The following is a 24,730-nucleotide window of genomic DNA, read 5'->3' on the forward strand; positions in this document are numbered from 1 at the left end:
TCCTGGCAGGACCATCGGCCGCCTCTCACAGGCGGGCGAGATGACGCGGCAAGTCGAGAATGGACGCCAGGCGCACGTCCACCCAGGCCGCCTGGCGCGTTGCCGCGCTCACCCAGACCGTTTTCATGCCGAGTCGCTTGGCAGTACGCAGGTTGGGCAGCGCGTCCTCGACCATGATGCAGCGCTGCGCGTGTAGACGCTCGCTGCGCAACAGGTGGCGAAAACCGGCGACTGCCGGCTTGGGTTGAAAGCCGATGCGCTCGACCGAGTAGACGGCGTCGAAACAGCGGCGAATGCCGGTCATTTCCAGGACCGCCTCGCTGTAGCGCCCCGGCGCGTTGGAGAAGACGATCTTGCGCCCTGGCAAGCGACCGAGCATGGCCTTCAGAGCGCGCTCGAAGACCAGCATCGGCCGCAGATCGGGAAAGTCGTGCGTATGGCGAAGAAAATGGTCCGGATCGATCGCATGATGACGCATCAGACCGAGCAGCGTGGCGCCGTAGCGCTGCCAGTAATCCTGCCGAAGACGCGTTGCTTCGTCCTCGTCCACGCCGAGGTGCTGGCAGATGTACGCCACCATCGAACGATTGATGTGCGGAAAGATATGCGGGCTGGCGTCGTGCAGGGTGTTGTCGAGATCGAAAAGCCAGACCGGCAAGGAAGCGCTCAGCAGAAGGCCCCGGTCAATGCGACTTGATCATCGTGCCGACGCCGTGATCGGTAAGGATCTCCAGCAACAGCGCGTGCTCGACGCGGCCATCAATGATGTGCACGCTCTTGACGCCACTGCGCGCGGCATCGAGTGCCGAACTGATCTTCGGCAGCATGCCGCCCGACAGCGTACCGTCCGCAACCATCTCGTCGATCTCGTTGGGGGTCATGCCGGTGATCAGCTCGCCGCTCTCGTCGAGGACACCTGGCGTGTTGGTGAGCAGGACCAGCTTTTCGGCCTTGAGGATTTCGGCGATCTTGCCGGCGACGACGTCGGCGTTGATGTTGTAGGTTTCGCCACCTTTGCCGACGCCGATCGGCGCCACGACAGGAATGAAACCGCCTGACTCGAGATGGCCGATCAGCGACGGATCGATCTGCGTGATGTCGCCGACCTGGCCAACGTCGATCAGGTCACCGAGGTTCTCGTGGTTGGCCAGCAACAGCTTCTTGGCACGAATGAAGCTGGCGTCCTTGCCGGTCAAGCCGACGGCCTTGCCCCCGGCCTGATTGATCAGGTTGACGACGTCCTTGTTGACCTGCCCACCGAGAACCATCTCGACGATCTCCATCGTTTCGGCATCGGTGACACGCATTCCCTGGATGAACTTTCCCTTCTTGCCTACCCGGGCGAGAAGGTTTTCGATCTGGGGGCCACCGCCGTGCACCACCACCACGTGCATCCCGACCAGCTTGAGCAGCACGACATCGCGCGCGAAGCACTGCTTGAGGTGCTCGTCGGTCATCGCATTGCCGCCGTACTTGACGACGATGGTCTTGCCGTGGAAGCGTTTGATGTACGGCAGCGCCTCGGCGAGAATGGCGGCTTCGTTGGCAGGGGTGAACACACGATCGCTCATGGCTGGAGTCCTTGTAATGACCGGCGCATTTTACGCGGCAGAGTTGGAAATAAAAAGGCGGCGTGCCCGGTGCCGAGCGCGATGAGCCCAGCCAGGGTAGCGGAGGCGAGCGCTCGGCGCCTGCCTGCGCCCTATCGCGGCCGTTTTGCGCCCTCACCGACGGGCCCGCTGCACTTTGGTTCGCTGGTCGCCGCCGTCGGCAGCTATCTCGACGCCCGCGCCAACGGTGGCCAGTGGTTGCTGCGCATCGAGGACGTCGACCAGCCGCGGACGCTTCCCGGCGCCGCCGACGAAATCCTGCGCACCCTCGAAGGCTTCGGCTTCGCATGGGATGGCGAAGTACTCGTCCAGAGCCAGCGCCTGGATCTCTATCACGCCGAACTGGTGCGCCTGCAACTCGACGGCGAGGTCTACCCTTGCGCCTGCTCGCGAACGGAAATCGCCGCCTGCTCGCCACCGCGAGCGGTCGACGGCGGACTGGTCTACCCGGGAACCTGCCGCAACGGCCTGCGCGGCGGCCGTGCGGCGCGCGCCTGGCGGCTGCGCGTGCCCGACACGACGATCGCTTTTGGCGACCGCGTTCAGGGCCGTGTGGAGCAGAATCTCGACCGCGCCGTCGGCGACTTCATATTGTTGCGCGCCGACGGTCAGTACGCGTACCAGCTGGCAGTCGTCGTTGACGACGCCGCGCAAGGAATCAACGCGGTGGTGCGCGGCGTCGATCTGCTCGATTCGACGCCGCGGCAGATCTGGCTGCAGCAACGCCTGGCGCTGGCCACGCCGACCTACGCGCACCTGCCCGTGGTGACCAATGCCTGCGGCGAGAAGCTCGCCAAGCAAACGCAGGCGCCGGCCGTCGATCGGTCGGCCGGCAGCGCTGCCCTGGCGGCGGCGTTGCGCTTTCTTGGCCATACCGTACCGCAGGAAATCAGCAGCGGACCGCTGCGTGACTTCTGGCCCTGGGCGATTGCCGCCTGGTCGATCGAGCGCGTTCCCGCACGGCGTGGCATCTTCCCGGGCTAGCGCTTGCCGCCATAACCGACGATGCCAACCATGATCCGGACCAGGTTGTAGCTCGCCCAGCGCAGCAGGCGCGAATGCCAGGGCAGGCGTTTCCAGCTATCGACCGGCAGTTCGCGCGCCCCATTGCGCATCGCCTGGTCGAGACTTTCGCGCAGACTTTCGGCGAACAGCGAATCCTTGACGACGATATTCGCTTCCCTGGCCAGCAGCAGACTGAAGGGATCGATGTTCGACGAGCCGACGGTCGCCCAGTGGCGGTCGATGACCGCCACCTTGGCATGCAGGAAGCTGCGTCGATACTCGAAAATGCGGATGCCGGAGCCCAGCAGGCGGCCGTAAAGCGCCTGCGTGGCGTAGTGAATGAGCCGATACTCGATCCGCCCCTGCAACAGGATGACCACGCGAACGCCGCGTTTTACGGCGTCGTGCAAGGCGCGGCGAAATCGGCGACCGGGCAGGAAATAGGCGTTGGCGACGAGAATGTCTTCCCGCGCAGCGCCGATCGCGTCGAGGTAGGCCTCCTCGATATCGCGGCGGTGGAGAATATTGTCCCGCACCAGGAATGCCGCGGTCTGCTCGCCGCACGGTCCGAGATCGGTCGGCACGCCTCTCGTCACGCGGTAACGACGATTGAGCTTCGCCCACAGCACGATTTCCCACAGCCGATGTTGCGCCTGCTGGATCGGCGCCAGCAAGGGGCCTTCGACGCGAACGGCGTAGTCGTAGCGGGGCGGAATCTGATAGGGGGTATTGAGATCATCGATGACATTGATGCCGCCAACAAAGGCAATTTCGCCGTCGACCACCGCCAGCTTGCGGTGCAAGCGACGCAGACGATGGCGGCGCAAACGGAAGCGCGCGATGTCGGGTCGGTAGACCATTGCCTGCACGCCTGCGGCGACCAGCCCCGGTTGCAGGCGGTCGGCAAACTCGCGGGCGCCGAAGCCGTCGACCAGAACGCGTACCGTCACACCGCGTCGAGCAGCCATCGACAGCGCCGCAGCCACCGCCCGGCCCGTCGCATCGTCCTCGAATATGTAGCTTTCCAGGTGCACGTCGTGGCGTGCGCCGTCGATCGCCCTGATCAGTTCCGGAAAGTACTCGCTGCCGCTGTTGAGCAAGGTCAGGCGGTTCCCGGGCAGGAACTCAGCGGCCATGGAGTCGGCCCCGGCTGCGCCGCGTGCACCAGCTTGTTACCTTCATCTGCCCTGCGACCTCGAGAAACCCACTAAGAAACGACGGCCAACCGGATCCGCCACAGCCCCCATGCGCGCCACGCCCATCACTCCACCATCGCCGCGACGACGTCCAGCGGCCATTTTCAACGCTTCACGAAGCGGCGTCCAGCGCCATGCACAAAGCGGTTCGCGCGGCCCGGAGCGCCTGGCCGCCGCGAAAATACCCCATGACCACGCCCATCGGCAACGCACCAATCCAGGAATCGACGGTCACAGCTTGCCGGCGGGAGAAACGAGGGTGAGAATGCGACTTTCTCCGCGCGGCGAACAGCCGCCTGGCCAGGCTTGCGCCTGATCGAAGGCCCGGCACCGGATGCTCGGAGCCTTGATCCACGTCAAGGCCGAGCTGCCGGGGCTGCTCTCTAATACACGGTTTCCTTTCGGGAAGTGCACGATGTTTCGAATCTCCCAGTACATGCAGGAACTTGTCGCACCCAAGCAGCCCGGCCCCAAGCAGAACCCGCCGGCGCCGGTGGTGATCTGGAATCTCATCCGCCGCTGCAACCTGACCTGCAAGCACTGCTATTCGATTTCCGCCGACAAGGACTTCCCCGGCGAACTGAGCACCGACGAGATTTTTTCGGTGATGGACGACCTCAAGCGTTTTCGCGTTCCGGTGCTGATTCTTTCCGGTGGCGAGCCGCTGCTGCGAGCGGACATCTTCGCCATCGCCCAACGGGCGAAAGCGATGGGCTTCTACGTCGGGCTGTCGTCCAATGGAACGTTGATCGACGCGACGAACATCGATCGCATCGCCGAATGCGACTTCGACTACGTCGGCGTTTCGCTCGACGGCATGGGCGCGACACACGACAAGTTCCGGCGTATGGAAGGGGCCTTCGATGCGTCTTTGAAAGGCATTCGCCTGTGCCGTGACCTCGGTCTGAAGATCGGCGTCCGCTTCACGATGACCCAGGACAATGCGCACGACCTGCCGCGGCTGCTCGAACTCGTCGAGGACGAAGGCATCGACCGCTTCTACTTTTCGCACCTCAACTACGCTGGCCGCGGCAACAAGAACCGCAAGGACGATGCCCAGCACAAGCTGACGCGCTGGGCGATGGATCTGCTCTTCGATACCTGTTGGGATTATCAGCAGCGCGGCCTGCACAAGGAATTCACGACCGGCAACAATGACGCCGACGGCGTCTACTTCCTCTACTGGGTGAAGAAGAAGTTTCCCGACAAGGCGGCCAACATCCGTGCCCGGTTGGCGCAATGGGGTGGCAATTCATCGGGAGTCAATGTTGCCAACATCGACAATCTGGGCAATGTCCATCCGGACACCATGTGGTGGCACTACAACCTTGGCAACATCCGTGAGCGGCCTTTCTCGGAAATCTGGACGGACGTTTCCGACCCCCTGATGGCCGGTCTGAAACAGTTTCCGCGCCGCGTCTCCGGACGTTGCGGCGACTGCCAGCACTTCGACATCTGCAACGGCAACACGCGCGTGCGCGCCCAACAGCTGACCGGCGACGCCTGGGCCGAAGACCCGGGCTGTTATCTGGACGACGAGGAAATCGGTGTCGAGCCTGGCCGCGAACGCCTGACCGTCACCCCGCACATCAGACTGCGGAGAGCCTGATGAACTGGCACCTGGGAATTTCTGCCGTCTGCCTGGCGGCGTCTCTCGCCAGTGTATCGTCGTTCGCCGGCGCAGCCGATGTTCCCGGCGTACAGGCACTGTACAAGGAGCACTGTGCCGCCTGCCACGGCGAGACGCGCTTCGGCGGTATCGGTCCGGCGCTACTGCCGGAGAACCTGGCCCGACTGCGCAAGCCGGAAGCGCTGAAAGTGATCGGCGAAGGACGAGTGGCCACGCAAATGCCGGCTTTCGGCGACAAGTTGAGCGCCGACCAGGTGCAACAACTCGCCGACCTGATCTACAGCGAGGTGACGCCGGCGCCGCAATGGGACGCAAGCGAGATTCGCTCCTCGCAGGTGGTCAACGCCGACGCCGCCAAGCTGCCCGACCGGCCTGGCGCCGGGCTGAAAGGTGCCGACCCGCTCAACCTCTTCATCGTCGTCGAAACCGGCGACAATCACGTGTCGGTACTCGACGGCGACAAGCTCGAACGCCTGTACCGCTTTCCCAGCCGCTACGCGCTGCACGGCGGACCGAAGTTCTCGCCTGACGGCCGCTTCGTCTATTTCGCTTCGCGCGACGGCTGGATCACAAAGTTCGACATCTACAACCTGGTCGTCGTCGCCGAGATTCGCGCCGGCCTGAACACGCGCAACGCCGCCGTCTCCGGAGATGGAAAGTGGGTGATGGTCGCCAACTACCTGCCCCACAGCCTGGTCCTGCTCGACGCCAAGGACCTCTCGCTGGTAAAGATCATCCCGACGCTCAACGCTGCCGGCGACAAGACTTCGCGCGTGTCGGCGGTTTACGACGCGGCGCCGCGCAAGAGTTTCGTCGCCGCGCTGAAAGACGTTCCCGAAGCCTGGGAGATCAGCTACGATCCCGACGCCGAACCGGTTGCCGAAGGTCTCGTTCACGACTACCAGTACCGGGAAGGACACTTCACACCGGCCATGTTCTATCCGCGGCGAACGATGCTCAAGGACTACCTCGACGATTTCTTTTTCACCCAGAGCTACCACGTGATCCTGGGTGCGTCGCGCTCGGCGAGCAAGGGACAGGTGATCTTTCTCGATGGCCGCAAGAAAATCGCCGACCTCGACCTGCCGGGAATGCCGCATCTTGGCTCGGGCATCACCTGGCAGTGGACAGACCCGGCGGGTCGCACGCGAACGGTCATGGCGTCGCCCAACCTGAACGAAGGCGTGATCACCGTCATCGACCTCGAAACCTACAAGATCATCAAGGAAATCAAGACGCTCGGACCGGGATTCTTCCTGCGCAGCCACGAGAACAGCCGCTACGCCTTCACCGACTCGATGATGAGCAAGGAAAACAAGAATGTCCTGCAGGTGATCGACAAACAGAGCCTGGAAGTGGTCGGGCAGATCAGGGCCAAGCCGGGACAGACGCTGGCCCACGTCGAGTTCACTCGTGACGGGCGCTACGCGCTGGCCAGCCTCTGGGAAGACGATGGCGCAATAGTGGTGATCGACGCGCAAACGCTCAAGGAAGTGAAGCGGATTCCGGCCAGGAAACCGGTCGGCAAGTACAACGTGTGGAACAAGATATCGCGTTCCGAAGGCACCAGTCACTGACCCTGGCCATGAAAACGAACATCAAGCCTTCCGCGCGCAGCCTGCTGGCTGCCGCACTCCTGCTCTCGTGCACGGCAACACTGGCGGTACCAAAAGCCGCCGAGAATGCCACTGCCGAGGTAAGCCTCGGCGAAGCCACGGTGCACCCGAAGCCGGCAGCGAAAGCAGCAAAGAATTCGTCATCCGCCAGACCCGTCGCGGCGAAGTCGAGCGCCACGACAAAATCGCCCACGCAGAAGGGCGCATCGGCCAAAACCAATGCCAAGGCGAAAACCACAAGCAAGGCGCCAGCGAAGAGCAAATCACGGAAGTAGTCATGATCCAGCACCTTCTTGGCGCCTTTCCGGCGCGCTTGCTGTCGGCTTATCGCCGTTGATTCGCCCTGCTGGTCAGTCCAACCTCCCTCCCGGAGTTCCCGATGTACAGGTTTTCTTGTTTCCTGATCGCGCTAGCCTCCTTGCTGGCTTCCCCACCCGTTCCCGCGCAGCTCGCGCGCATCGAGCTCAGCGCCGGCTTTCACCGCATCGAAGCCGAAGTGGCCGCCGATCAAGCCAATCGCGCCCAGGGTCTGATGAATCGCCGCAGCATGGCGGCCAACCACGGGATGCTCTTCGTCTTTACCCAGGCAGCCCGCCATTGCATGTGGATGCGCAACACCTTGCTGCCGCTGTCGGTCGCCTTTCTCGACGACGAGGGGCGCATTCTGAACATCGAGAAAATGCAGCCGCAGAGCGACGACAACCACTGCGCAGCCGCTGACGCACGCTACGCACTGGAAATGAACCTCGACTGGTTCGCCAGCAAGGGAATCAAGCCGGGCGCGCGCATCGCCGGTATCGACAAGTCGCCGCGTCCCCAATAAGCGAAGCCGGGCGGGTGTTCGACAGCAGCGCATCCCAGGGGCGTTGGCGCAGCCGCTTGCTGCGCACCCCCGCCAACGTCGCATTCATCCCCTGGCTGCGAGACCGCGCCTCGCTGACCGCGCGCATCCAGGCCAGAGGAGGCTTCGCGGTACGTGTGCTGCGCCAGGGCCTCGGCCTGCCGACCACCGACGAGGCGCGGCGGCTGGGTATCGGGCCGGGCGTACTGGCATGGATTCGCGAAGTGGCTCTGCTCTGTGATGAGCAGGTGGTCGTCTTCGCCCACACCGTGCTGCCGCGTCGGCCACGCGGCCCGCTGCAGGTCTGGCTGGCGCGCCTGGGCAACCGCTCGCTTGGCGCGCTGCTCTTCGCGCACCCCGGCTTCAAACGTGGCAAGATCAACTTCCGGCGCCTCGATAACCGCCATGCCCTGTTCGCACCGGCGCTGCACGCCCTGCAACGCGACGGGACGGCGCCCGACAGCCTGTGGGCGCGTCGCTCGCACTTCCGTTTTGGCGCGCAATCGGTACTGGTCACCGAGGTTTTCGCAGCGCGGATACTTAAACTGAGCGAGACAGGCAAAAAAGCACCGCCTGCAGCGAGCTGATGCTATAATGCGCGGCTGCACTGAACGGCAACATGCCGCACGGTGCGACGAGCATCGCGAACCTGGCCGTAACTCTCAAGCCCCCCTGCCTTCTGGTGTCGATTCATTCAGCGCCGCACTGGCACAAAGCTTTTGTGCCGATAGCTGCTGACTTCCGTGAATCGATCGAAACGATCGAATCGATCGAAGCTTCTCTCAGCTTTTCGTTGGTTGGCGTTGCATTTGTTTTTTCGCAACGCACTATGCCCTGGCGCTAGAGTGCGGCGCATCCATCGAAAAGAGAACCATGACTTTTGCAGAAATTGGCCTCCACCCGGCCATCCTCAAAGCCCTTACCGATTCCGGTTACAGCGAACCGACGCCGGTCCAGAAACAGGCCATTCCGGCAGCCCTCGAAGGCCGCGACCTGATGGTTTCCTCGCAGACCGGCTCGGGCAAGACGGCGGCCTTCATGCTGCCGGCGCTACATCGCTTCGCGGCGCAGGAACGCGCGCCCGAAGCAGCCCGCCCGACGAGCCCGAGCAGCCAGGAACGTCGCCCGGCCCGCTCGCGCGGTAACGATCGCCAGCGCTTCCAGCCAGCGCAGCCGAAAATGCTGGTCCTGACGCCGACCCGCGAACTCGCCCTGCAGGTCACCGCCGCCACCGACAAGTACGGCCGCCAGGTGCACCACGTGCGCGCCGTTGCCATTCTCGGCGGCATGCCTTATCCGAAGCAGATGGAACTCCTCGGCCGCAATCCGGCGATCCTGGTCGCCACGCCGGGCCGCCTGATCGACCACATGAGTTCGGGAAAGATCGACTTTTCGCAACTGGAGATCCTCGTCCTTGACGAAGCCGACCGCATGCTGGACATGGGTTTCATCGAAGACATCGAAAGAATCGTGTCGGCGACTCCGGCCGATCGCCAGACGATGCTCTTCTCGGCGACGCTCGACGGAACGGTCGGCGAGATGGCCAAGCGGATGACCCGCGACGCGCTGCAGATTCGCGTCGATGCGACCACCGCCCGGCACGACAACATCGAGCAGCGCATGCACTTCGTCGACGACCTGTCGCACAAGAACCGCCTCCTTGACCACCTCCTGCGCGATGCGTCGATCGATCAAGCGGTGGTGTTCACCGCCACCAAGCGTGACGCCGATACGGTCAGCGATCGCCTCAACGTCGCCGGCCTGAACGCCGCGGCGCTGCACGGGGACATGCACCAGGGCGCCCGCAACCGCACGCTCACCGCCATGCGTCGCGGTCAGGTGCGCATCCTGGTGGCCACCGACGTCGCCGCACGCGGCATCGACGTGCCAACGATCACGCACGTCTTCAACTACGACCTGCCGAAGTTCGCCGAGGACTACGTGCACCGCATCGGTCGTACCGGCCGTGCCGGCCGCAATGGCCTGGCCATCTCGCTGGTTCATCACGCCGAGCACTTCAACGTGCGCAAGATCGAGCGCTTCACCAAGCAGTTGATCCCGGTCGCCGTCGTCGAAGGTCACGAGCCGACGCGTCGGGCAGCACCGGCAAAACCGCGACCGACCGGCAAGGCGGGCTGGAAGGGTGGCGACAACCGCCAGGGGAAGCCATTTGTTCCCCGCCGCGAAGGCATGCCGCGGACGCCTTACCGCGAAGGACCGAAGAGTGGCCATGGGGGTGGCGCGAACGCCAACCGCCGAGCCTACGGCGATCGCTGATTGACCAAGCCGCCACTGAAACGAAAAAGCCCGCCGAGCGCGGGCTTTTTTTCGGCCCCTCGCCGGGCATGCGCCGCCGGTCGGCGGCACTCAGGCAGGGAAGGCACTTCGCCCCCCGGCAGCAATGCCGTCAAGCGCGTCAGCGGCATTCGGAAAAGTCAGAAGCGACCTTGTGCAGCGACCACCGGCAGTCCACCGTCCGCCGACCGGGTCAGGCGGTCTTCGATTCCGGCAAGCGCAGTGACGATGTTGTTCCCCGACTGCTCGACCGCCGACAACAGCTCGGTCTCGACGCGATCGAGCCGGGCCAGAAGTGCCGGGTCAGTGCCGCCCGACGCGGCGTTGCTCGCGTTCTGCCTGGCCATTGCCTGCAACTCGGTGGTGATGAACCCCCGCAAATCGGTGAACCGAGAGGCCTCGGCCCGATCGGCGAGTTCCTGGTTCGCTTTCAACTCCTGCGCATGGCGACGGGAATCGAAGAGCGCCGACGCCTGCACGTAGATCACGAAGAGCAGAAAATACGCGGTCAGCACGCTGACCACACCCAGCATGATCACCCCGATCGGCGCCTGCACGTCGGTCACGCCCAGAGACAGGGTCGTCGGGGTAATGAACGCGTCCCAGTTGAGCGCGGAAAAGCCCGCCGTGGCGGCGAGGATGAGCAGCAGAAACAGGGTGCGAAACTTCATCGGTAGTCACTCCTTCATGGGTTGCCGGAAAAGGACTCGCGCGGCGTGGACCGTAGCTCGATAGTATCCCAGGATTGGCGAATGGTCGCCATCCGCCGCCGGCTGCCGCCCGCTAGAGCGAAGGGAAGGAGGCGCCCGCTCAGGGAACTGCGGCCGAACGCATGCGCGCCAGGATGACCTCGCTCTTCGCGGCCAGCGCCGGGGCGTTGCGGTTGCGGTCGTAGAAGCGCGGCCGGGGAACCATGGCCGCCAGGCGTGCCGCCTGTTCGGCCGACAGCTGGCTCGCCGCGATGCCGAAATAGTGGCGGGCAGCGGCTTCGGCACCGAAGACGCCGCTGCCCCACTCGATGACGTTGAGGTACACCTCCAGGATGCGCCGCTTGCTCCAGACGGCCTCCAGCATCAGCGTGATGACCGCCTCTTCGGCCTTGCGCAAGGGGGTCTTGGCCGGGCTCAGGAAAAGATTCTTGGCCAGCTGCTGCGAGATCGTCGAGCCGCCGGCAACGACGCGGCCTTTCTTCTGGTTCTTCTCGATCGCGTTCTGGATGCCTTCCCAGTCGAAGCCTTCGTGGTCGAGGAACTTGCCGTCCTCGGCGGCGACGATGGCGCGCTTGAGGTTGGGCGAGATCTGCCCATAGCCGATCCAGCGCTGCTGCAGCCGTGCCTGTGGCTCCGCAACGCGCAACTCGGCGAGGCGAATGTCCATGAAACGCGTGCTTTCGGGATTGACCCAGTTCCACCACAGCACCCAGCCGAAAAGCCAGAACTGATAGAGCAGGAGCAGGCCGATGACGGCGAGCAGAAGCCGCTTCAGCCAGACGCCGGGAGCGATCATCCGTCGCGCCCCGGCCCGCTCCTCGCCCGTAGCGCGGCAATCACCGGCGCGCTGTCGGGGCGGACGCCACGCCAGAGATGGAAGGCCTCGGCGGCCTGCTCGACGAGCATGCCCAGGCCGTCGGCGAGTCGCGCCGCGCCCTGTGCCCTGGCCAGGGCCAGGAAGGGCGTGTCGCCTTGGCCATACATCATGTCGTAGGCCAGGCTGGCGGGGGCAAAACAACCGGCCGCCACGGGCAGCGGTGGCAGCGCGCCGGCGAGGCTTGCCGAGGTGGCGTTGATCACCAGATCGAACGATTGCCCGGCGAGTTCCGGGTAGCCGCAAGCGCGCGGGACGAGACCGCCGGCGAGCGTCGTGAAACGCTGCGCCAGATCCTGCGCCCGCGCGACGTTGCGGTTGGCGATCACCAGGAGCCCCGGCCGGTGGTCGAGCAAAGGCGCGATGACGCCGCGCGCGGCGCCACCGGCGCCGAGCAGCAGGACACGTTTGCCGGCGAGCGAATACGCCAGGTTGACGCTCAAGTCGCGCAGCAGGCCGGCGCCGTCGGTATTGTCGCCAAGAATCTCGGCGCCGTCGAAACGCAGCGTGTTGACCGCCGCCGCGAGCTCGGCGCGAACGGTCAGCCGGTCCGCCAGGTGAAAAGCCTCTTCCTTGAAAGGCACGGTGACATTGGCGCCATGTCCGTCGGCGGCGACAAAAGCGCGCACGCTGGCGGCGAAACCGTCGAGCGGCACCAGCAGCGCCTCGTAGCTCAGGTCCTGCCCGCACTGCGCCGCAAAGGCCGCGTGAATCAGCGGCGACTTGCTGTGGCCGACGGGATTGCCGAAAACGCAGTAGCGGTCGCTCATCCTGGCCCTATTTCTTGCTCTCGAGACTGTCGCTCTGGGTGAAACGCAGGCTGCGGGTGAACACCAGAATATCCGTATCGTGCTGGATGGCGGGCGGGAAGTCGCCGTACGGCGCGGCCATGGTGACGATGCGGCGGGCGGCGTCGTCAAGAATCCGGTGACCTGACGAGCGATTGATTTCTATTCCGGCGAGGCTGCCGTCGCTCTTGATGCTGACGGTCATGACCAGCGTGCCGTAGAGCTTGCCTCTCGCCGCATCGGGGTAATTGAGCGTACCGACGCGCTCGACCTTGCTCCGCCAGGCCTCGATGTACTGCGCGAAACGATACTCGGTGGCCCGCGTGCCGATGAACTTCTTGCGTGGCCGCTGGTTGTACTCGTTGAGCTCCTTGTCGATCGCCCCCTCGAGACGGGCCATGGCCAGCGCGCTATGCGCCAGATCGCGGCCGCTGATAGCGGGTTCCGGTGTCGGCGTAGGCTGCTCTTCCTTGTCCGGTTTGGCGGCGACCACCGTCCGACTACGCGCTCTTGCGGCCAGCCGTTGCTGGTGCGCTTCGAGTTCCTGGACGCGTCGTTGCGAGTGTTCGAGGTCGTCGCCATCCTGATGGCGGGGTGCCGGCGGCAAGGGCGTCGTCGCGCGATGCTCCTGCTCGGTGTTGCCGCCCCCGTCGAGATTGGTTTGCGCCAGCACCTGCGCTTCGGCCGGCTTCCGCGGTGAGCGACTATTGACCAGAATGATGTCCAGCGCCTGCTCCTGAAACGCTCGCGAAGCATCCGGAAAGCTGAAATGCACTGCCAGCAGCACGCCATGCAGCAGCAAGGAGATCGCCATGGCCAGCCACAGACGGCGTGCCGCCAGCGGCGATCGATAGCGGTCGCGGAGCACGGCGTTCACCTCAATCGATCGCCTCCAGCAGTCCGTCGTCGGCGCCCTCGATCGCAGCTGCCGCGGGGAGCAGCGTTTCGACATAGCGACAATCGAGTTCGAGGGTCAGCAAGTCGATCGACTCGATCCGCAACAGAATCTCCTGAGCGGGCTTGAGTTCCGGTGCCGACGGAATGCGCTGGACCAGCGGCAGCTGCTCGAGCCGGGCCAGGTTCTCGCGACCGATGATCGTCGCCTTGATCGTTTCCACGCCATGCTGCAGCAACCAGCGCAGGCACCAATAGCGTTCCATGTTGCGCTGGAAGTCGGCGTAGGCGCCGTAAGTCAAGTCGAAATCGCGCAGCGCGGCGAACAGATCGTCCGAGCGCGCGGCGAAGGGCGGTGTATCGCCGTTCAGATAGGCCACCAGCTGCCACTGATTGATCAGGTCGACGTAGCGCCGCAAGGGCGACGTCGACCACGCATACTGCTTCACGCCAAGACCCTCGTGCGCCTGCGGCGAGGTACTCATGCGCACCTTTCCGCCGGGCGTCTGGATGCGATAGATCGCGGTTACCCCCTTGTTGGCGAGCAGACCACCCCAGGTACTATTGGCGACGATCATCATTTCGGCGACCAGCTTGTCGAGCGGGCTGCCGCGCCGGCGAGCACTGATCTCGACGCGACACGCGTCGGCGTCTTCGAGGTCACCCTGGATGCGAAAGTTGTAGTCGAGATGAGTCTGCGTCGCCGAGGGCTTGCCGCGTCGGCCTTCGCAAGCATTGGCCAGTTGCCACAGGGTCATCAGTTCGTCACGAAAAGCGAACTCCGCAAGGCCGGCAGCTATGGTGCCCTCGTTGAACAGGGGTTCGAGGTCGTGGTGGCGCAGATTGGCCACCACCGGGACGATCTCGACGCGCGACTCACAGGCGGTGATCTCGAACTCGGGAGTCAGCGTCAGATACAGTGAAATGGCGGCACAGTCGCGCCCGGCGCACAGCGTAAAGCCCTCGACCACATTTTCCGGGAGCATGGTGATCTTTCTGCCCGGGAGATAAACCGTCGACAGGCGGTCGCGCGCAATCGCGTCGAGCGGTGATCCTGGTGCAATGCCCAGCGACGGCGCGGCGATATGAATGCCGACCCGCCAGCCGAGTCCGGGCAGCGCCTGTAGCGAAAACGCATCGTCGATCTCGGTGGTCGCCGCGTCGTCGATCGAGAAAGCGCGCACGTCGGCGCGCGGCAGACCGCTCGGCAAGGGGGGCGCGGCACAGGCGGCAAAACCGGTCCCCTGCGGGAAGTACTCGAGCAGAAAACGCTGCAAGTGATAGTCGTGAGCCGAGCGGATGGCGCCACACCTGTGCAACAGATGCGGCGCCGACAGACCGCTTTCGCTACACGCCGCTTCGAGCGCCTTGGTCTCGCTGCGGTTGCGATCGGGCTTGTAAAGCAACTGGCTGAGAATCGGCGTGAACTCTGGTGGAAGCGTGAAGGCCTTCAGTTCAGCGACCATGCGCCCTATGCTCAGCGCCTGCTGACGCTTCTTTTCGAGGCCGGCGAGAGCGGCCTGGAGAATGTCGGCCGGAGCCTTGCGGAAGCGCCCCTTGCCCTTGCGATGAAAATAGATCGGCGCCGAATGCAGGGCCAGCAGCAAGGCCGCTGCCTCAACCGCACTGGCCGCGTGGCCAAAGTACTCGTTGGCAAAATCAGCAAAGGAAAACTCGCCGTCGCCCAGACACTCCCAGAGAAACTCGTGCTCCATTCCGGCAGCGAGCGCCTCGGCCTCATCGAGCAGGAGCGTTGGCGCCGGTTCGCTGTAGCGCAGCAGAACGCTGGTCGTCTTGATCTTGCTTCGCTTCCCGGAAGCCGTCTCGACCTGTAACGAGGTGTCGTTGTCGGCCAGAATGCTGGCCGTCCGGAAGGCGCCGTCTTCTTCGTATAGAACGTGCATCGCTACGATTGTAACCCACAGAATTCAATGATTTGCGGCACGAAGTCAGGAAAGCGGGTGAAGCTGTGATTGCCGCCTTCGACGATCAACTGTCGACAGCCGGCATAGCGTGCGACGGCCCTCCGGTAATCGAGCACCTCATCGCCGGTCTCGACCAGAAGCAGGTAACGCGACGGCGTGATCAGCGGCGTGTCCAGCGCCAGCAGCTGTTCGCCGTGTTCGGCGCCAAACTCGAAGCGGCAGCCGCTATAGTCATTGACGTGCGCCCCGAGCAGCCCCTCGAGCAAGGAGGGGGTCATCACCACCGGGTTGATCAACACCGCTTGCAGGTCGCGCCGCTCGGCCAGCCAGGCCGCGTAATAGCCACCCAGCGAACTGCCGACCAGGGTCGTCGGCGCCTCATCGCTGTCCAGCAAGGCTTCGACGGTGGCGATCGCGGCCCGCGGCACGTGCGACAACATGGGGCAGAAAAAACGGTCGCCGAGACCGGCGGCGGCGAGGAACTCGGCGAGCAGGCGCGCCTTCCACGACGCCGGCGACGAGCGGAAGCCGTGTAGATAGACGATGCGCGGGCCAGCCAACTCAGTGCTCTCCCCAGGCAATCAAATCGTACTGCCAGGTGACGAGGATCAGGATCCCGAAGGCAATGCGGTACCAGGCGAAGATCGAGAAGTCGTGCGTGCTGATATAGCGCAACAACCCGCGCACGGCCCAGAAGGCGGAAATGAAAGCGGCGACGAAGCCGACCACCCACATCCCGAGATCGTCGGCGGAGAGCAGCGCGCGCTCCTTGTACAGCTGGTAGATGCTCGCCCCGATCAGCGTCGGCATGGCCAGGAAGAAGGAGAACTCGGTGGCTGCACGGCGCGACAACCCGAACAGCAGGCCGCCGATGATCGTCGCTCCCGAGCGCGACGTCCCCGGAATCAGCGCCAGAGCCTGCGCAAAGCCAAGTTTTGCCGCGTCGGCCAGCGACAGGTCGTCGATCGACTCAACGCGGATGCGATGCTCGCGGCGTTCGGCCCAAAGAATGATCAGGCCGCCAACGATGAAGGCCGTCGCCACCACTGGCGCGTTGAACAGATAAGCCTTGATCGTCTTGCCGAAAAGCAGGCCGATGATCGCCAGCGGCAGGAAGGCGACCAGCACATTGAGTGCGAAACGCTGCGCGGCGCGATCACTGGGCAGGCCGCGCAGCACTTCCATGATCTTGGCGCGGAACTCCCAGCACACGGCAAGCATGGCGCCGGACTGGATGACGATCTCGAACAGCTTGCCACGCTCGTCGTTGAAATCGAGCAGGGCGCCAGCAAGGATGAGGTGGCCGGTCGACGAAACCGGCAGAAACTCGGTGAGACCTTCGACGATACCGAGAATCAGAGCTTTTAGCAGAAGCAAGGGGTCCACGTGGCGCCTTCGACAAAAACTCGCATTTTAGCACTCACGGTCGAGTTGCCTGCTCCAGTGCCGACAACCAGGCGATCGCCTGCAGCCGGTCGTCACCGCACATCTCGCCGGCCGGCTGCAGCCCGGCGCAGAACGCTGGTCGCTCGGGCCGCCCCCACAAGCGACAGCGCAGATCGTCGGCGAGATTGACGCAGCGCTCGCCGGCCGGCTTGCCGCGCGGATGACCGGGCATCGGCGTGGTGATCGAAGGCGCGATACAGCACGCCCCGCAACCGGCGCGGCAGCTGCCAGGCGCAGACGGCGAGCGCTCCTTGATTACGATGGTGCTGCGCCGACAGGCGCCGCGGCTTGCTCTCCTGCCGCGCCATCGCTACTGCCGTAACCGAGACGCCGGGAAAGCGTCGCCGCCGCCGCCCGCGTGCCCTGGGCAATGGAGCTGTCAGGCTCGACGCCGAAACTGCCGACGAGGCCCAGCGCGGTGACTGCCGCAACCATCCGCCCGGTGTGCCCGAAAACCGGTGCGCTGACGCCGTTGATCCCCGGCGTCATGCTGCCCGCCGCCCGTGAGATGCCGTTCCGGCGGATGTCTTCGAGTTGCAGCGCCAGTGCCGCCATCACCTCGGTCGGCGTCTTGCCCGCAGCCTCGGCCGTCGCCTGCACCTCGGCGTCGAGCATCTTCTTCAGGTAAGGCGAACGGTAGAAGGCGGAAAACGCCAGCCCGGTCGCCGAGGTCGTCAGCGGCAGCACGACGCCGGTGCGCAGGGTGACCGTCACCGCGCCGCCGGCTTCGACCCAGCGCACACAGGTGGCGCCGTGATTGCCCCACATGGCCAGCGCGACGGTGGCGCCGATCTGCTCGCAAAGATCGTCGAGCACCGGTCCGGCCAGGCGCACCGGGTCCAGCCGCGCCAGGCTGGCCAACCCCAGCTCCAGCGAAAACTCGCCGAGGTCGTAACGCCCGGTATTGGCGTCCTGCTCGACCAGGCCCATGCGCATGAAACTCACCAGATAGCGACGTGCCTTGGCTGCCGGCATGCCGGCATTGCGAGCGACGTCGCGCAGCATCATCGAGCGCGGGCTGGCGGCCAGGGCACGCAGCAGACGCGTGCCGACCTCGATCGACTGGATGCCCTGGCGCTGCTGAGTCGCGTCAGCGCCGTCGTGGGTAGCCATTTGCGCTGTTCGACAGGTGTTGAGGCTGGTGACGGGTGTCGCCAGGCGCGGCTCAGGCAAGCGCCCGCAGCGCAGCGTCGTAGTCGGGTTCGTCCTTGATTTCGGCAACCAGCTGGCTATGCATTACCCGGTCGTCGCCGTCGACGACGATCACCGCACGCGCAGCGAGGCCGGCCAGCGGGCCGTTGCTCAGGGCAACGCCATAGTCCTCGAGGAACTCGCGACCGCGCATGGTCGACAAGGTCACCACCGACTCGAGACCCTCGGCAGCACAGAAACGACTCAGGGCAAAAGGCAGGTCGGCCGAGATGCAGAGCACGACGGTGTTGGCCAGATTGCTCGCCTTCTCGTTGAAGGTACGCACTGACGTTGCGCAGGTTGGCGTGTCGACGCTCGGAAAAATGTTCAGGACCTTCCTCTGACCGGCAAAAGCGCTCAGCGAAACATCGGCGAGATCCTTGCCGACCAGCGTGAACGCGGGCGCCGTCTGACCCTTCTGCGGGAAATTCCCGTTAACCTGAAACGGGTTGCCAGCGAGAGTTACTGTGCTCGTCATGTTGATTCCTTTTCCTGGAGAAGGGGATGGTAAGAATGGGCAATAAGGAGGCACCGCGTGGGTGCCAGGCGTGACCGTTCCGGTCAGCGCTCGTTGGTCATTATTTCACACGACAAGTTCTCCAGCGACCTTGACGGCGTCGCTGGCCAGAAGCTGGCGAACACGGTCGCCCCACCCTGTCGCCTCACCCTGTCGCCTCTGCCCCCCGAACGAGCAATCCTCTGCTACGATGCCGCGCTACCCGTTCCGCCGGCAAGGGCACCGAGGCAGGAGAAAAAATCCAGCGGCACTTGCGAGAGTCAAGCGTATGCCACCGAGTATCAAGGCCTTGAACAGCAGCGCAGCAATGCTATCGGCCAGCCAGCTACGCAAGCGGTACACCATGGCGCTAGCCGTAATCGCCATGCTGACGATCGCCGCGCAGGGGGTGATGCAGTTCGTGCTGGCCGATCAGAAGTACGACTCGCGCGTGGTCAACATGGCCGGCCGGCAACGCATGCTCAGCCAGAAAATCACCGCCTTGAGCTATTACATCTCGACCGCCCAATCCGGCAGCGAGGACACCCGTTACCGCAGGCAGCTCGCGGAGGCGCTGAACCTGTGGGAACGTACGCACGCCGGATTGTTGCGCGGCGACAGCGAACTGGGCTTGCCGGGGCGCAACAGCGAAGCGGTGGAAAACCTGTTTGGGCCGCTGCACGCGCACCATGAGGCCATCGCCGCTGCCGCCCGGGCGATTCTGTCGGCGCCGGAAAGCGTCGCCACCCTGGCTCGCAATATCGACACCATCAGGCAGCACGAGGCCGATTTCCTGGCGGGCATGAGCGCCATCGTCACCCTCTACGACCGCGAGGCGAACGCGAAGGTGGTCTTCGCCCGGTGGCTGGAAATCGCCTTGATGAGCACGACACTGCTGGTCCTGGTTCTCTCGGCCGCGTTCATCTGCGCGCCGGCCACGCGTCGTATCCAGCGCGACATGACCGAGCTGGCCGCTCGCGAAGAAGACCTGGAACGTCTTTTTTCGGCCAGTCCGACGGCATTCCTACTGGTGCTCGGCGAGAAGCTGACCATCCTGCACGCCAATCAGAAAGCCATGAATCTACTTGGACTGCCACCGGACCCGACACCGGGCGTCTACTTGGCTCCCCTGCTGGCCGGCGGAGACGAAGCCAATCAGCGATTCCTCGACAAACTCGGCCAGGGGGAGACGCTCAACGAGTGCGAGGTTCGTCTCGTCGACGCCGTTGGTGAGGTGTTCGAGGCTCTGGTGTCGGTTAACGCAATCAGCTTTTCGGGACAGGCGGTCATGGTGCTCGGCATCACCAGCATCAGTGAGCTGAAAAGGGCACAACAGACTCTCGAACACTATGCCACCTTCGACGAGCTGACGGGGCTGCTGAATCGACGTACCGGCATGATGATGCTGGACAAATCGATGGCGAGAATGCACCGACAGGGTGGTCGGCTGGCGGTCTGTTTCGTCGATCTCGACGGGCTGAAGGCGACCAACGACGACTTCGGGCACGCTGAAGGCGACTGGCTGATCAGCACCGTCGCCAGGGTGTTGATCGAAAGTATCCGTGCCAGTGACGCCGCCGTTCGACTCGGTGGGGACGAGTTCCTGCTGCTACTGCATGACTGCGATCTCGACGAAGGAAGCCGCCTGCTCGACAGAGCCGAGCAATGCCTTCAGGAAACGGCTGCCGCTGCAGGCAAGCCCTTTCCCATCGCTTTCAGTTACGGCCTCGTCCTCTACACGCCGGAGAATGGCACGACGGCGGACGAACTGATAAGCGCGGCCGACAGCCGGATGTACCAGGCGAAACTGGACAAGAAGCGGCTTCGTGGCGCCTCGTGAAGCGGCTCTCGACGTTCCCGCGCAGCGGCCGGGGCACGCGAATCGCTTGCCCTGGACGATCTGGCGACAGCCAGTCGCACACGGCTTCCGAAAAGAAGAAATGAGTTTCTTGCGTCCGTTGGTGTAGTGTCGCACGCAGAGTGGAACATACATCCCAGCCACCACAGGGGTTGCGCGCTGCTGTCCGGCTGGCTGAAAGTCTCGTCGGGAAGGCGGCGACACGCCAGCCCGCTCGTCATTGCGAGGGGTGGCGACGAGGGCCGCCCTGGCATGGACCCTGCGAATTTCAGCCATCACAGGGTTTTGCCCTGCTTTCAGCGGTCGCCAAGAGTCTCACCAGGAATTCAGCACTACACTGTGCGCGACCGCTGGCCTGCGGTCAGCGACGTCGACGCGCGAATCTCGTCCCTCTCTTCGCCAGGCAGAGAAATGCGATGAACGAAATCCCCCAAATCACTCAAATCACCACCCTCGGCAGCGCGTCCGCAACGCTGCCTTTTTCCGCCTTCGTGCTGGCCAGCCTGGTGCTCGCCGCAACGCCGGGACCGGGAGTGATCTATATCGTGGCGCGTACCCTGGCGCAGGGCAGGCGCGCCGGACTGGCTTCACTGGCCGGCGTCGCGTTCGGCAATCTGGCCAACGCCATCGGGGCGTCGATCGGCCTGGCGGCGCTGTTCGCCATCTCGTCGCTGGCGTTCACCGTCGTCAAGTATGCCGGCGCAGCCTACCTCGTCTATCTCGGCGTCAAAGCGGTCTGCGCCGTGCCAGCGCCGCAGACCGCCGGCGCCACCTTCGGCGCAGCCTGTCTCGCGCCAATTTTTCGCGATGGCTTTGTCGTCGCCCTGCTCAACCCCAAGACGGCGTTGTTCTTCGCCGCATTCCTGCCGCAATTCGTCGACCCGGCCGCGTCGGCGCTGCTGCAGACCCTGCTTCTGGGATCGCTGTTCGTGCTCATCGCCGTCGTCACCGACAGCTTGTACGTGCTCAGTGCGAGCGCGATACAGCCGGCGCTGATGCGCCGCAGCAGGCTGCGCGGCGTTGGGCGCTACCTGAGCGCCGGTGTCCTGATCGGCCTCGGTGTCCTCGCGGCCGTCACGGACACGCGCGGCGGCAAGTAGATTCAGGCGGATAGTGTCGTGCTGCGCCGCACGCAGCCGCTCAGCGCGGCACGCTGTTCAGCGCCCAGTCGTAGTCAAGGAAGTCGATTCCCACCAGCTGCTGGCGCAGCAGCGCCTGTTCGGCAGGCGTTCTGGCCAGCAGATCGGCGTAATTGCCCAGGAACTGCCTGAGCGAGGTCACACCTCGGTAGCCGGCCTGGAAATCCTTGCCGTACCAGTCGAAAATCGGCGAGACCATCAGCGTCGCGGTTCGCGGCTCGTAGCGATTGCGTGTGCGATCGGCGAGGAAGCGCCGCGTCTGTTGCTCCAACTGCTCATCAAGGCGCTCGCCGACGAAAGCCTCCTCACGCAGCATCGGACAGCCGAGCGAGGCGCAATTCACCGCGAAATGGATGCGCGGATCGTCATAGGCGCCCGGCTTGCGAATGAGCTCGTGTTCGATCCAGTCCAGATGGCGCGGTTCGCCGAACAGCGAGAAGAACTTCTGCTTCCACGGGCTGTTGAAGACGATGTTGCCGAGATCACGGATCGACTGCAGATCGGGATACCGGCCGAGTATCAGATCGACGGTGAACGCGTTGTAGGCGTTGATCAGGAATGCCAGTTGCCGCACCTTCGGCCAGGATTCGAAGTGCGCCCGCTGTACGGCCGACAGGCTTTCGAGATACGCCGTCAGCGCCGGACGCTCCCTGGCCAGCCCGGCATAGTCCACCTGCGACGCCTTGCCGCCGTCGATCAGCACCACATGCCGCTTGAGCAGCGCCGTCCACGCGGCGTGACTGTGGTCGAAGGCCGCAGTGGCGGAAAACGACAGGCCCAGAAGTGCGAGCGCCAAGATCCGCTGCGTCCATTTCGCACCTGCCCTCCAACTCGTCCAGTTCTTCATGACCTCTCCAGGATCCGGCCGCGCGCGGCAGACCTTCAGCGAATTTCCTTGAAAAACGACCGCCCCACCAGCGGCAGGCGCAAGCGATGGAAGGCGAGCAGCACGCCAACCCGCGCCAGGCTTGTCCATACCCCCATCTGCTCGAACTTGCGCGCATCGGTGATTGCCTCCTCACGCAGCAGAACCGGCGTGGTGACTTTGCGTAGCAGTTCGCCGAAGGCCACGTCCTCCATCACGTCGCACGGCGGAAAACCGCCGAGACGCTCGAACAAGGTTCGCCGCACGAAGATCGCCTGGTCACCGAAAGCGATCCTGGTCAACCGGGCGCGGGTGTTGTCCAGGCGCGATATCAGCCGCAGGCGCCAGTCGTCACCCGAAAACCGATGCCTGAAAGCGCCGGCCAGGATGCCCTCCGGCTGTGCGCTTATGCGCTCCAGCGCCGATGGCGGCAAGAGCGTGTCGGCATGGAGGAACAGCAGCCAGTCGCCACGAGCTGCCGCAGCACCGGCGTTCATCTGGCGCGCACGGCCTTTGTCCGCCTGCAGAACGCGCACGCCGATCATCGCCGCGGCGATCGCCACCGTCGTATCGCTGCTGTGGCTGTCCACCACCAGCACTTCCGCAGGCCGCTGCGGAAGGACGCTGGCCAGCGTGGCGCCAATGCGAGCCTCTTCGTTCAGCGTCGGGATGATCACGGAAATCGTGTCGAATTCTGGCATTCAGGCGTTCCGGCTGCGGGTCGAGAAAAACCTAAGTCGTCCCACTGCGGAGATCCTTACCCTTTCTTGGCCAGCGTCGCTGGCGCCTGATAGATGGGCCTCCAACAAGAGGTCCGCCAGCCCCGGGTAGGAGCTCGACTCATCGGGCGATCGCTTCGCACCACCACCACAGAACCATCGTCGTCAACGGCGTCAGGGCGTAGCCGGAAGTGACCCGCTCAAAGCGCGGCGCGTCGGCCAGCAGCACGATCGGCTGGCCCGAGCCCGGCACGGCCTACGCCGTGCTCAGCTCCGCCATGCGATGCGCGAGGCGAATGATCTGTACCCAGTCGTGCGAGACGATGTCCTGCGCGTGGGCGAGATGATTGCGCAGCGATTCGAGATCCTTGATCAACGCCTTGGCGGCCCGCTTCGACGGCAGGCCGAGGGCGTCCCGCGCCGGGGGGTATTCGAGGGTGAGCATCGCCTTATCGGCCAGTTGCAGGCAATCGATCAGCTCGCAATGCTGATTGCGACGCTGTCGCTCACGTTGCAGCTCGCGCGCCTTTTCCAGGCGCCCGGCAGGCAGGATGCCTTGCCAACTGCCGTCGGGATAGATCTTCTCGATCAGCGTCAGCAGCCCCATTTCGTAGAGCGTGATGGCGCCGAAAAGCCACATCCGTACCGGCGGCTTGTTCACCGCGTCACGCTCGATGAGGCCGACGACGGAATCGAAGACGGAGACAAAACACTGGTCGTGACGGGTCAGAATGCCGACCACATCCATCAGCGGGGCGTTGATGGCCAGCACCTGGTCCGCCGCGATGTGCTGCAACTGCCGTCCGCTCGGAGCAGCGCCCCCTCGGTCGCCATCGCCGACATCGCCGACGGCGATGTCGGCCAGGCGCACATAGGCCTGGACGACGCCGTCGACGCGGATACCGGCAATCTTCAGGTGCCGCGCCTTCATGATTCTTGCGCTGTCGCGCGCGGGCGCGTCGGTGTCGAAGGAGAGCAGGGGTTCGGCAATGTCGCCGGCGGTAAACACCTCACGAAAGCGACGCAGGAGCAGCGAGTTCGCCACCTGGGGAAAGAGCGCCGCCAGGCCGATGGTGGAAGGGCTCGCTTCCGCGCCGGCACGCTGCGACAGCTTTTCCTGACACTCGCCGTGCAGTGCCCGGGCTTTGTTCAACAGGCGGGTATTGCCTTCGCCCAGGACGGCCAGGAGCGCATTCATTTCGCTCAGGTATACCCTGGCGAAGCGAGCGTCATGGCTGGTGATGTCCTGGCAGTTGTCGATCAGGTCGGCCAGCTTGATGGTCTTGGCACGGGGCGAGGCGTGTGCCGTATGCTGGCGATCGGTCTCCTTGCGGATGGCGCGGTTGCCGTCGCTCGGTCGGCTGACGTCGGTGAGATCCTGGACCAGCGCGGCAACCGCCGGGCCGAACTCGCGCTCGACGTCGCCAAGCGTCGCCGGCGTATCCTCGACGACGTCGTGCAGCCACGCAGCGGCGATCATTTCGGCGTCATCGCTCACCGACGCCACCATGCGCGCCACCGATTCCAGGTGCACCTGGTACGGTTGATCGCTGTACTTGCGGCGATGGCCTATGCGCTGATGGGCAGAGGTCGCAAAATTCTTGGCGCGCTGGATCAGTTCGGACATGTGCT

26 protein-coding genes are annotated in these 24,730 nt (G+C 64.4%); 9 read left to right on the forward strand and 17 right to left on the reverse strand.

The annotated features are described in order from the left end of the window. Positions 1-25: 25 nt before the first annotated feature. Together QZ613_RS18040 and argB are read right to left on the reverse strand one after the other, a co-directional pair. Positions 26-658 (reverse strand): pyrimidine 5'-nucleotidase, encoded by a 633-nt coding sequence (locus tag QZ613_RS18040; RefSeq protein ID WP_291868132.1) that lies wholly within the window; start codon positions 656-658, stop codon positions 26-28. A 25-nt stretch (positions 659-683) separates the two neighbouring features. Continuing rightward, complete coding sequence (gene argB / locus QZ613_RS18045; protein WP_043562703.1) at positions 684-1,571, reverse strand: acetylglutamate kinase; 888 nt, start codon at positions 1,569-1,571, stop codon at positions 684-686. Between the two features lie 81 nt (positions 1,572-1,652). Here argB and gluQRS point away from each other — a divergent pair, with 81 nt between their 5' ends. Further along, positions 1,653-2,594, forward strand: a complete 942-nt coding sequence (gluQRS, locus tag QZ613_RS18050) for a tRNA glutamyl-Q(34) synthetase GluQRS (RefSeq protein WP_043562701.1) — start codon at positions 1,653-1,655, stop codon at positions 2,592-2,594. Here the strand turns inward: gluQRS and clsB are convergent. After that, positions 2,591-3,751: a cardiolipin synthase ClsB gene (gene clsB, locus QZ613_RS18055; protein ID WP_043562700.1), complete on the reverse strand. Its 1,161-nt coding sequence runs from the start codon at positions 3,749-3,751 to the stop codon at positions 2,591-2,593. The two genes, gluQRS and clsB, sit on opposite strands and share 4 nt — an antisense overlap. Before the next feature lie 475 nt (positions 3,752-4,226). Between clsB and nirJ the strand changes: the two genes are divergently transcribed. The 6 genes from nirJ to QZ613_RS18085 all read left to right on the forward strand — a co-directional run bounded on the left by nirJ (position 4,227) and on the right by QZ613_RS18085 (position 10,175). Next, positions 4,227-5,420 carry a heme d1 biosynthesis radical SAM protein NirJ gene (gene nirJ / locus QZ613_RS18060; RefSeq protein WP_291868127.1) on the forward strand — a complete coding sequence of 398 codons (1,194 nt, stop codon included), beginning with the start codon at positions 4,227-4,229 and terminating at the stop codon, positions 5,418-5,420. Beyond that, the gene (locus QZ613_RS18065) at positions 5,420-7,018 is read left to right on the forward strand and encodes a nitrite reductase (protein ID WP_043562697.1); all 1,599 of its coding nucleotides are present in this window, start codon (positions 5,420-5,422) and stop codon (positions 7,016-7,018) included. The genes nirJ and QZ613_RS18065 overlap by 1 nt, the downstream gene beginning before the upstream one ends. 67 nt (positions 7,019-7,085) lie before the next feature. Then, positions 7,086-7,394, forward strand: a complete 309-nt coding sequence (locus QZ613_RS18070) for a hypothetical protein (protein ID WP_043562695.1) — start codon at positions 7,086-7,088, stop codon at positions 7,392-7,394. 42 nt (positions 7,395-7,436) lie between these two features. Continuing rightward, positions 7,437-7,880 carry a DUF192 domain-containing protein gene (locus QZ613_RS18075; protein WP_291983412.1) on the forward strand — a complete coding sequence of 148 codons (444 nt, stop codon included), beginning with the start codon at positions 7,437-7,439 and terminating at the stop codon, positions 7,878-7,880. 56 nt (positions 7,881-7,936) lie between these two features. Next, positions 7,937-8,485 (forward strand): chorismate lyase, encoded by a 549-nt coding sequence (locus QZ613_RS18080; protein ID WP_291868121.1) that lies wholly within the window; start codon positions 7,937-7,939, stop codon positions 8,483-8,485. 286 nt (positions 8,486-8,771) lie between these two features. Beyond that, positions 8,772-10,175 (forward strand): DEAD/DEAH box helicase, encoded by a 1,404-nt coding sequence (locus QZ613_RS18085; RefSeq protein WP_043562693.1) that lies wholly within the window; start codon positions 8,772-8,774, stop codon positions 10,173-10,175. Between the two features lie 158 nt (positions 10,176-10,333). On the opposite strand, the gene QZ613_RS18090 is transcribed toward QZ613_RS18085, so the two are convergent. From QZ613_RS18090 to tpx, 10 genes are all read right to left on the reverse strand, one after another. After that, entirely contained in the window at positions 10,334-10,864 is a 531-nt protein-coding gene (locus QZ613_RS18090) for a hypothetical protein (RefSeq protein WP_043562692.1), read from the reverse strand. Positions 10,865-11,003: 139 nt separating this feature from the next. After that, the gene (gene mtgA / locus QZ613_RS18095) at positions 11,004-11,699 is read right to left on the reverse strand and encodes a monofunctional biosynthetic peptidoglycan transglycosylase (RefSeq protein WP_043562691.1); all 696 of its coding nucleotides are present in this window, start codon (positions 11,697-11,699) and stop codon (positions 11,004-11,006) included. Next, the gene (gene aroE / locus QZ613_RS18100; RefSeq protein ID WP_043562688.1) at positions 11,696-12,547 is read right to left on the reverse strand and encodes a shikimate dehydrogenase; all 852 of its coding nucleotides are present in this window, start codon (positions 12,545-12,547) and stop codon (positions 11,696-11,698) included. Before aroE ends, mtgA begins: the two co-directional genes overlap by 4 nt. A 7-nt stretch (positions 12,548-12,554) precedes the next feature. Beyond that, on the reverse strand, positions 12,555-13,442 hold the full coding sequence (locus QZ613_RS18105; protein WP_291868113.1) for a TonB family protein: 888 nt from the start codon (positions 13,440-13,442) through the stop codon (positions 12,555-12,557). Position 13,443: 1 nt separating this feature from the next. After that, positions 13,444-15,363: an RNB domain-containing ribonuclease gene (locus QZ613_RS18110; RefSeq protein WP_043562686.1), complete on the reverse strand. Its 1,920-nt coding sequence runs from the start codon at positions 15,361-15,363 to the stop codon at positions 13,444-13,446. A 2-nt stretch (positions 15,364-15,365) separates the two neighbouring features. Continuing rightward, positions 15,366-15,944 carry a YqiA/YcfP family alpha/beta fold hydrolase gene (locus QZ613_RS18115; protein WP_291983415.1) on the reverse strand — a complete coding sequence of 193 codons (579 nt, stop codon included), beginning with the start codon at positions 15,942-15,944 and terminating at the stop codon, positions 15,366-15,368. A gap of 1 nt (position 15,945) precedes the next feature. Then, positions 15,946-16,770, reverse strand: coding sequence for an undecaprenyl-diphosphate phosphatase (locus tag QZ613_RS18120; RefSeq protein ID WP_043562682.1), 825 nt, complete (start codon positions 16,768-16,770; stop codon positions 15,946-15,948). A 34-nt stretch (positions 16,771-16,804) separates the two neighbouring features. Continuing rightward, entirely contained in the window at positions 16,805-17,092 is a 288-nt protein-coding gene (locus QZ613_RS18125) for a YkgJ family cysteine cluster protein (protein ID WP_291983609.1), read from the reverse strand. After that, on the reverse strand, positions 17,086-17,943 hold the full coding sequence (locus QZ613_RS18130) for an IclR family transcriptional regulator (RefSeq protein ID WP_291983451.1): 858 nt from the start codon (positions 17,941-17,943) through the stop codon (positions 17,086-17,088). Before QZ613_RS18130 ends, QZ613_RS18125 begins: the two co-directional genes overlap by 7 nt. 52 nt (positions 17,944-17,995) lie before the next feature. After that, positions 17,996-18,499 carry a thiol peroxidase gene (gene tpx / locus QZ613_RS18135; protein WP_043562676.1) on the reverse strand — a complete coding sequence of 168 codons (504 nt, stop codon included), beginning with the start codon at positions 18,497-18,499 and terminating at the stop codon, positions 17,996-17,998. A 382-nt stretch (positions 18,500-18,881) separates the two neighbouring features. On the opposite strand from tpx, the gene QZ613_RS18140 reads away from it, so the two are divergent. Together QZ613_RS18140 and QZ613_RS18145 are read left to right on the forward strand one after the other, a co-directional pair. After that, complete coding sequence (locus QZ613_RS18140) at positions 18,882-20,357, forward strand: diguanylate cyclase (RefSeq protein WP_291868105.1); 1,476 nt, start codon at positions 18,882-18,884, stop codon at positions 20,355-20,357. A gap of 434 nt (positions 20,358-20,791) precedes the next feature. Further along, complete coding sequence (locus tag QZ613_RS18145; RefSeq protein ID WP_291868102.1) at positions 20,792-21,475, forward strand: LysE family translocator; 684 nt, start codon at positions 20,792-20,794, stop codon at positions 21,473-21,475. Between the two features lie 40 nt (positions 21,476-21,515). Here the strand turns inward: QZ613_RS18145 and QZ613_RS18150 are convergent, their stop codons facing one another. From QZ613_RS18150 to QZ613_RS18165, 4 genes are all read right to left on the reverse strand, one after another. Then, positions 21,516-22,310: a DUF547 domain-containing protein gene (locus QZ613_RS18150; protein WP_291868098.1), complete on the reverse strand. Its 795-nt coding sequence runs from the start codon at positions 22,308-22,310 to the stop codon at positions 21,516-21,518. An 86-nt stretch (positions 22,311-22,396) separates the two neighbouring features. Further along, a complete protein-coding gene (locus QZ613_RS18155) occupies positions 22,397-23,080 on the reverse strand; it encodes a TIGR04283 family arsenosugar biosynthesis glycosyltransferase (RefSeq protein WP_043562670.1) in 684 nt (227 codons plus the stop codon). A gap of 139 nt (positions 23,081-23,219) precedes the next feature. Further along, complete coding sequence (locus tag QZ613_RS18160) at positions 23,220-23,351, reverse strand: hypothetical protein (RefSeq protein WP_291868094.1); 132 nt, start codon at positions 23,349-23,351, stop codon at positions 23,220-23,222. Positions 23,352-23,354: 3 nt separating this feature from the next. Then, the gene (locus tag QZ613_RS18165) at positions 23,355-24,725 is read right to left on the reverse strand and encodes an HD domain-containing protein (protein ID WP_043562668.1); all 1,371 of its coding nucleotides are present in this window, start codon (positions 24,723-24,725) and stop codon (positions 23,355-23,357) included. Positions 24,726-24,730: the final 5 nt, after the last annotated feature.

Origin of the sequence: Candidatus Accumulibacter sp. ACC005 (genome assembly GCF_907163215.1) — a bacterium.
Classification (GTDB): domain Bacteria; phylum Pseudomonadota; class Gammaproteobacteria; order Burkholderiales; family Rhodocyclaceae; genus Accumulibacter; species Accumulibacter regalis.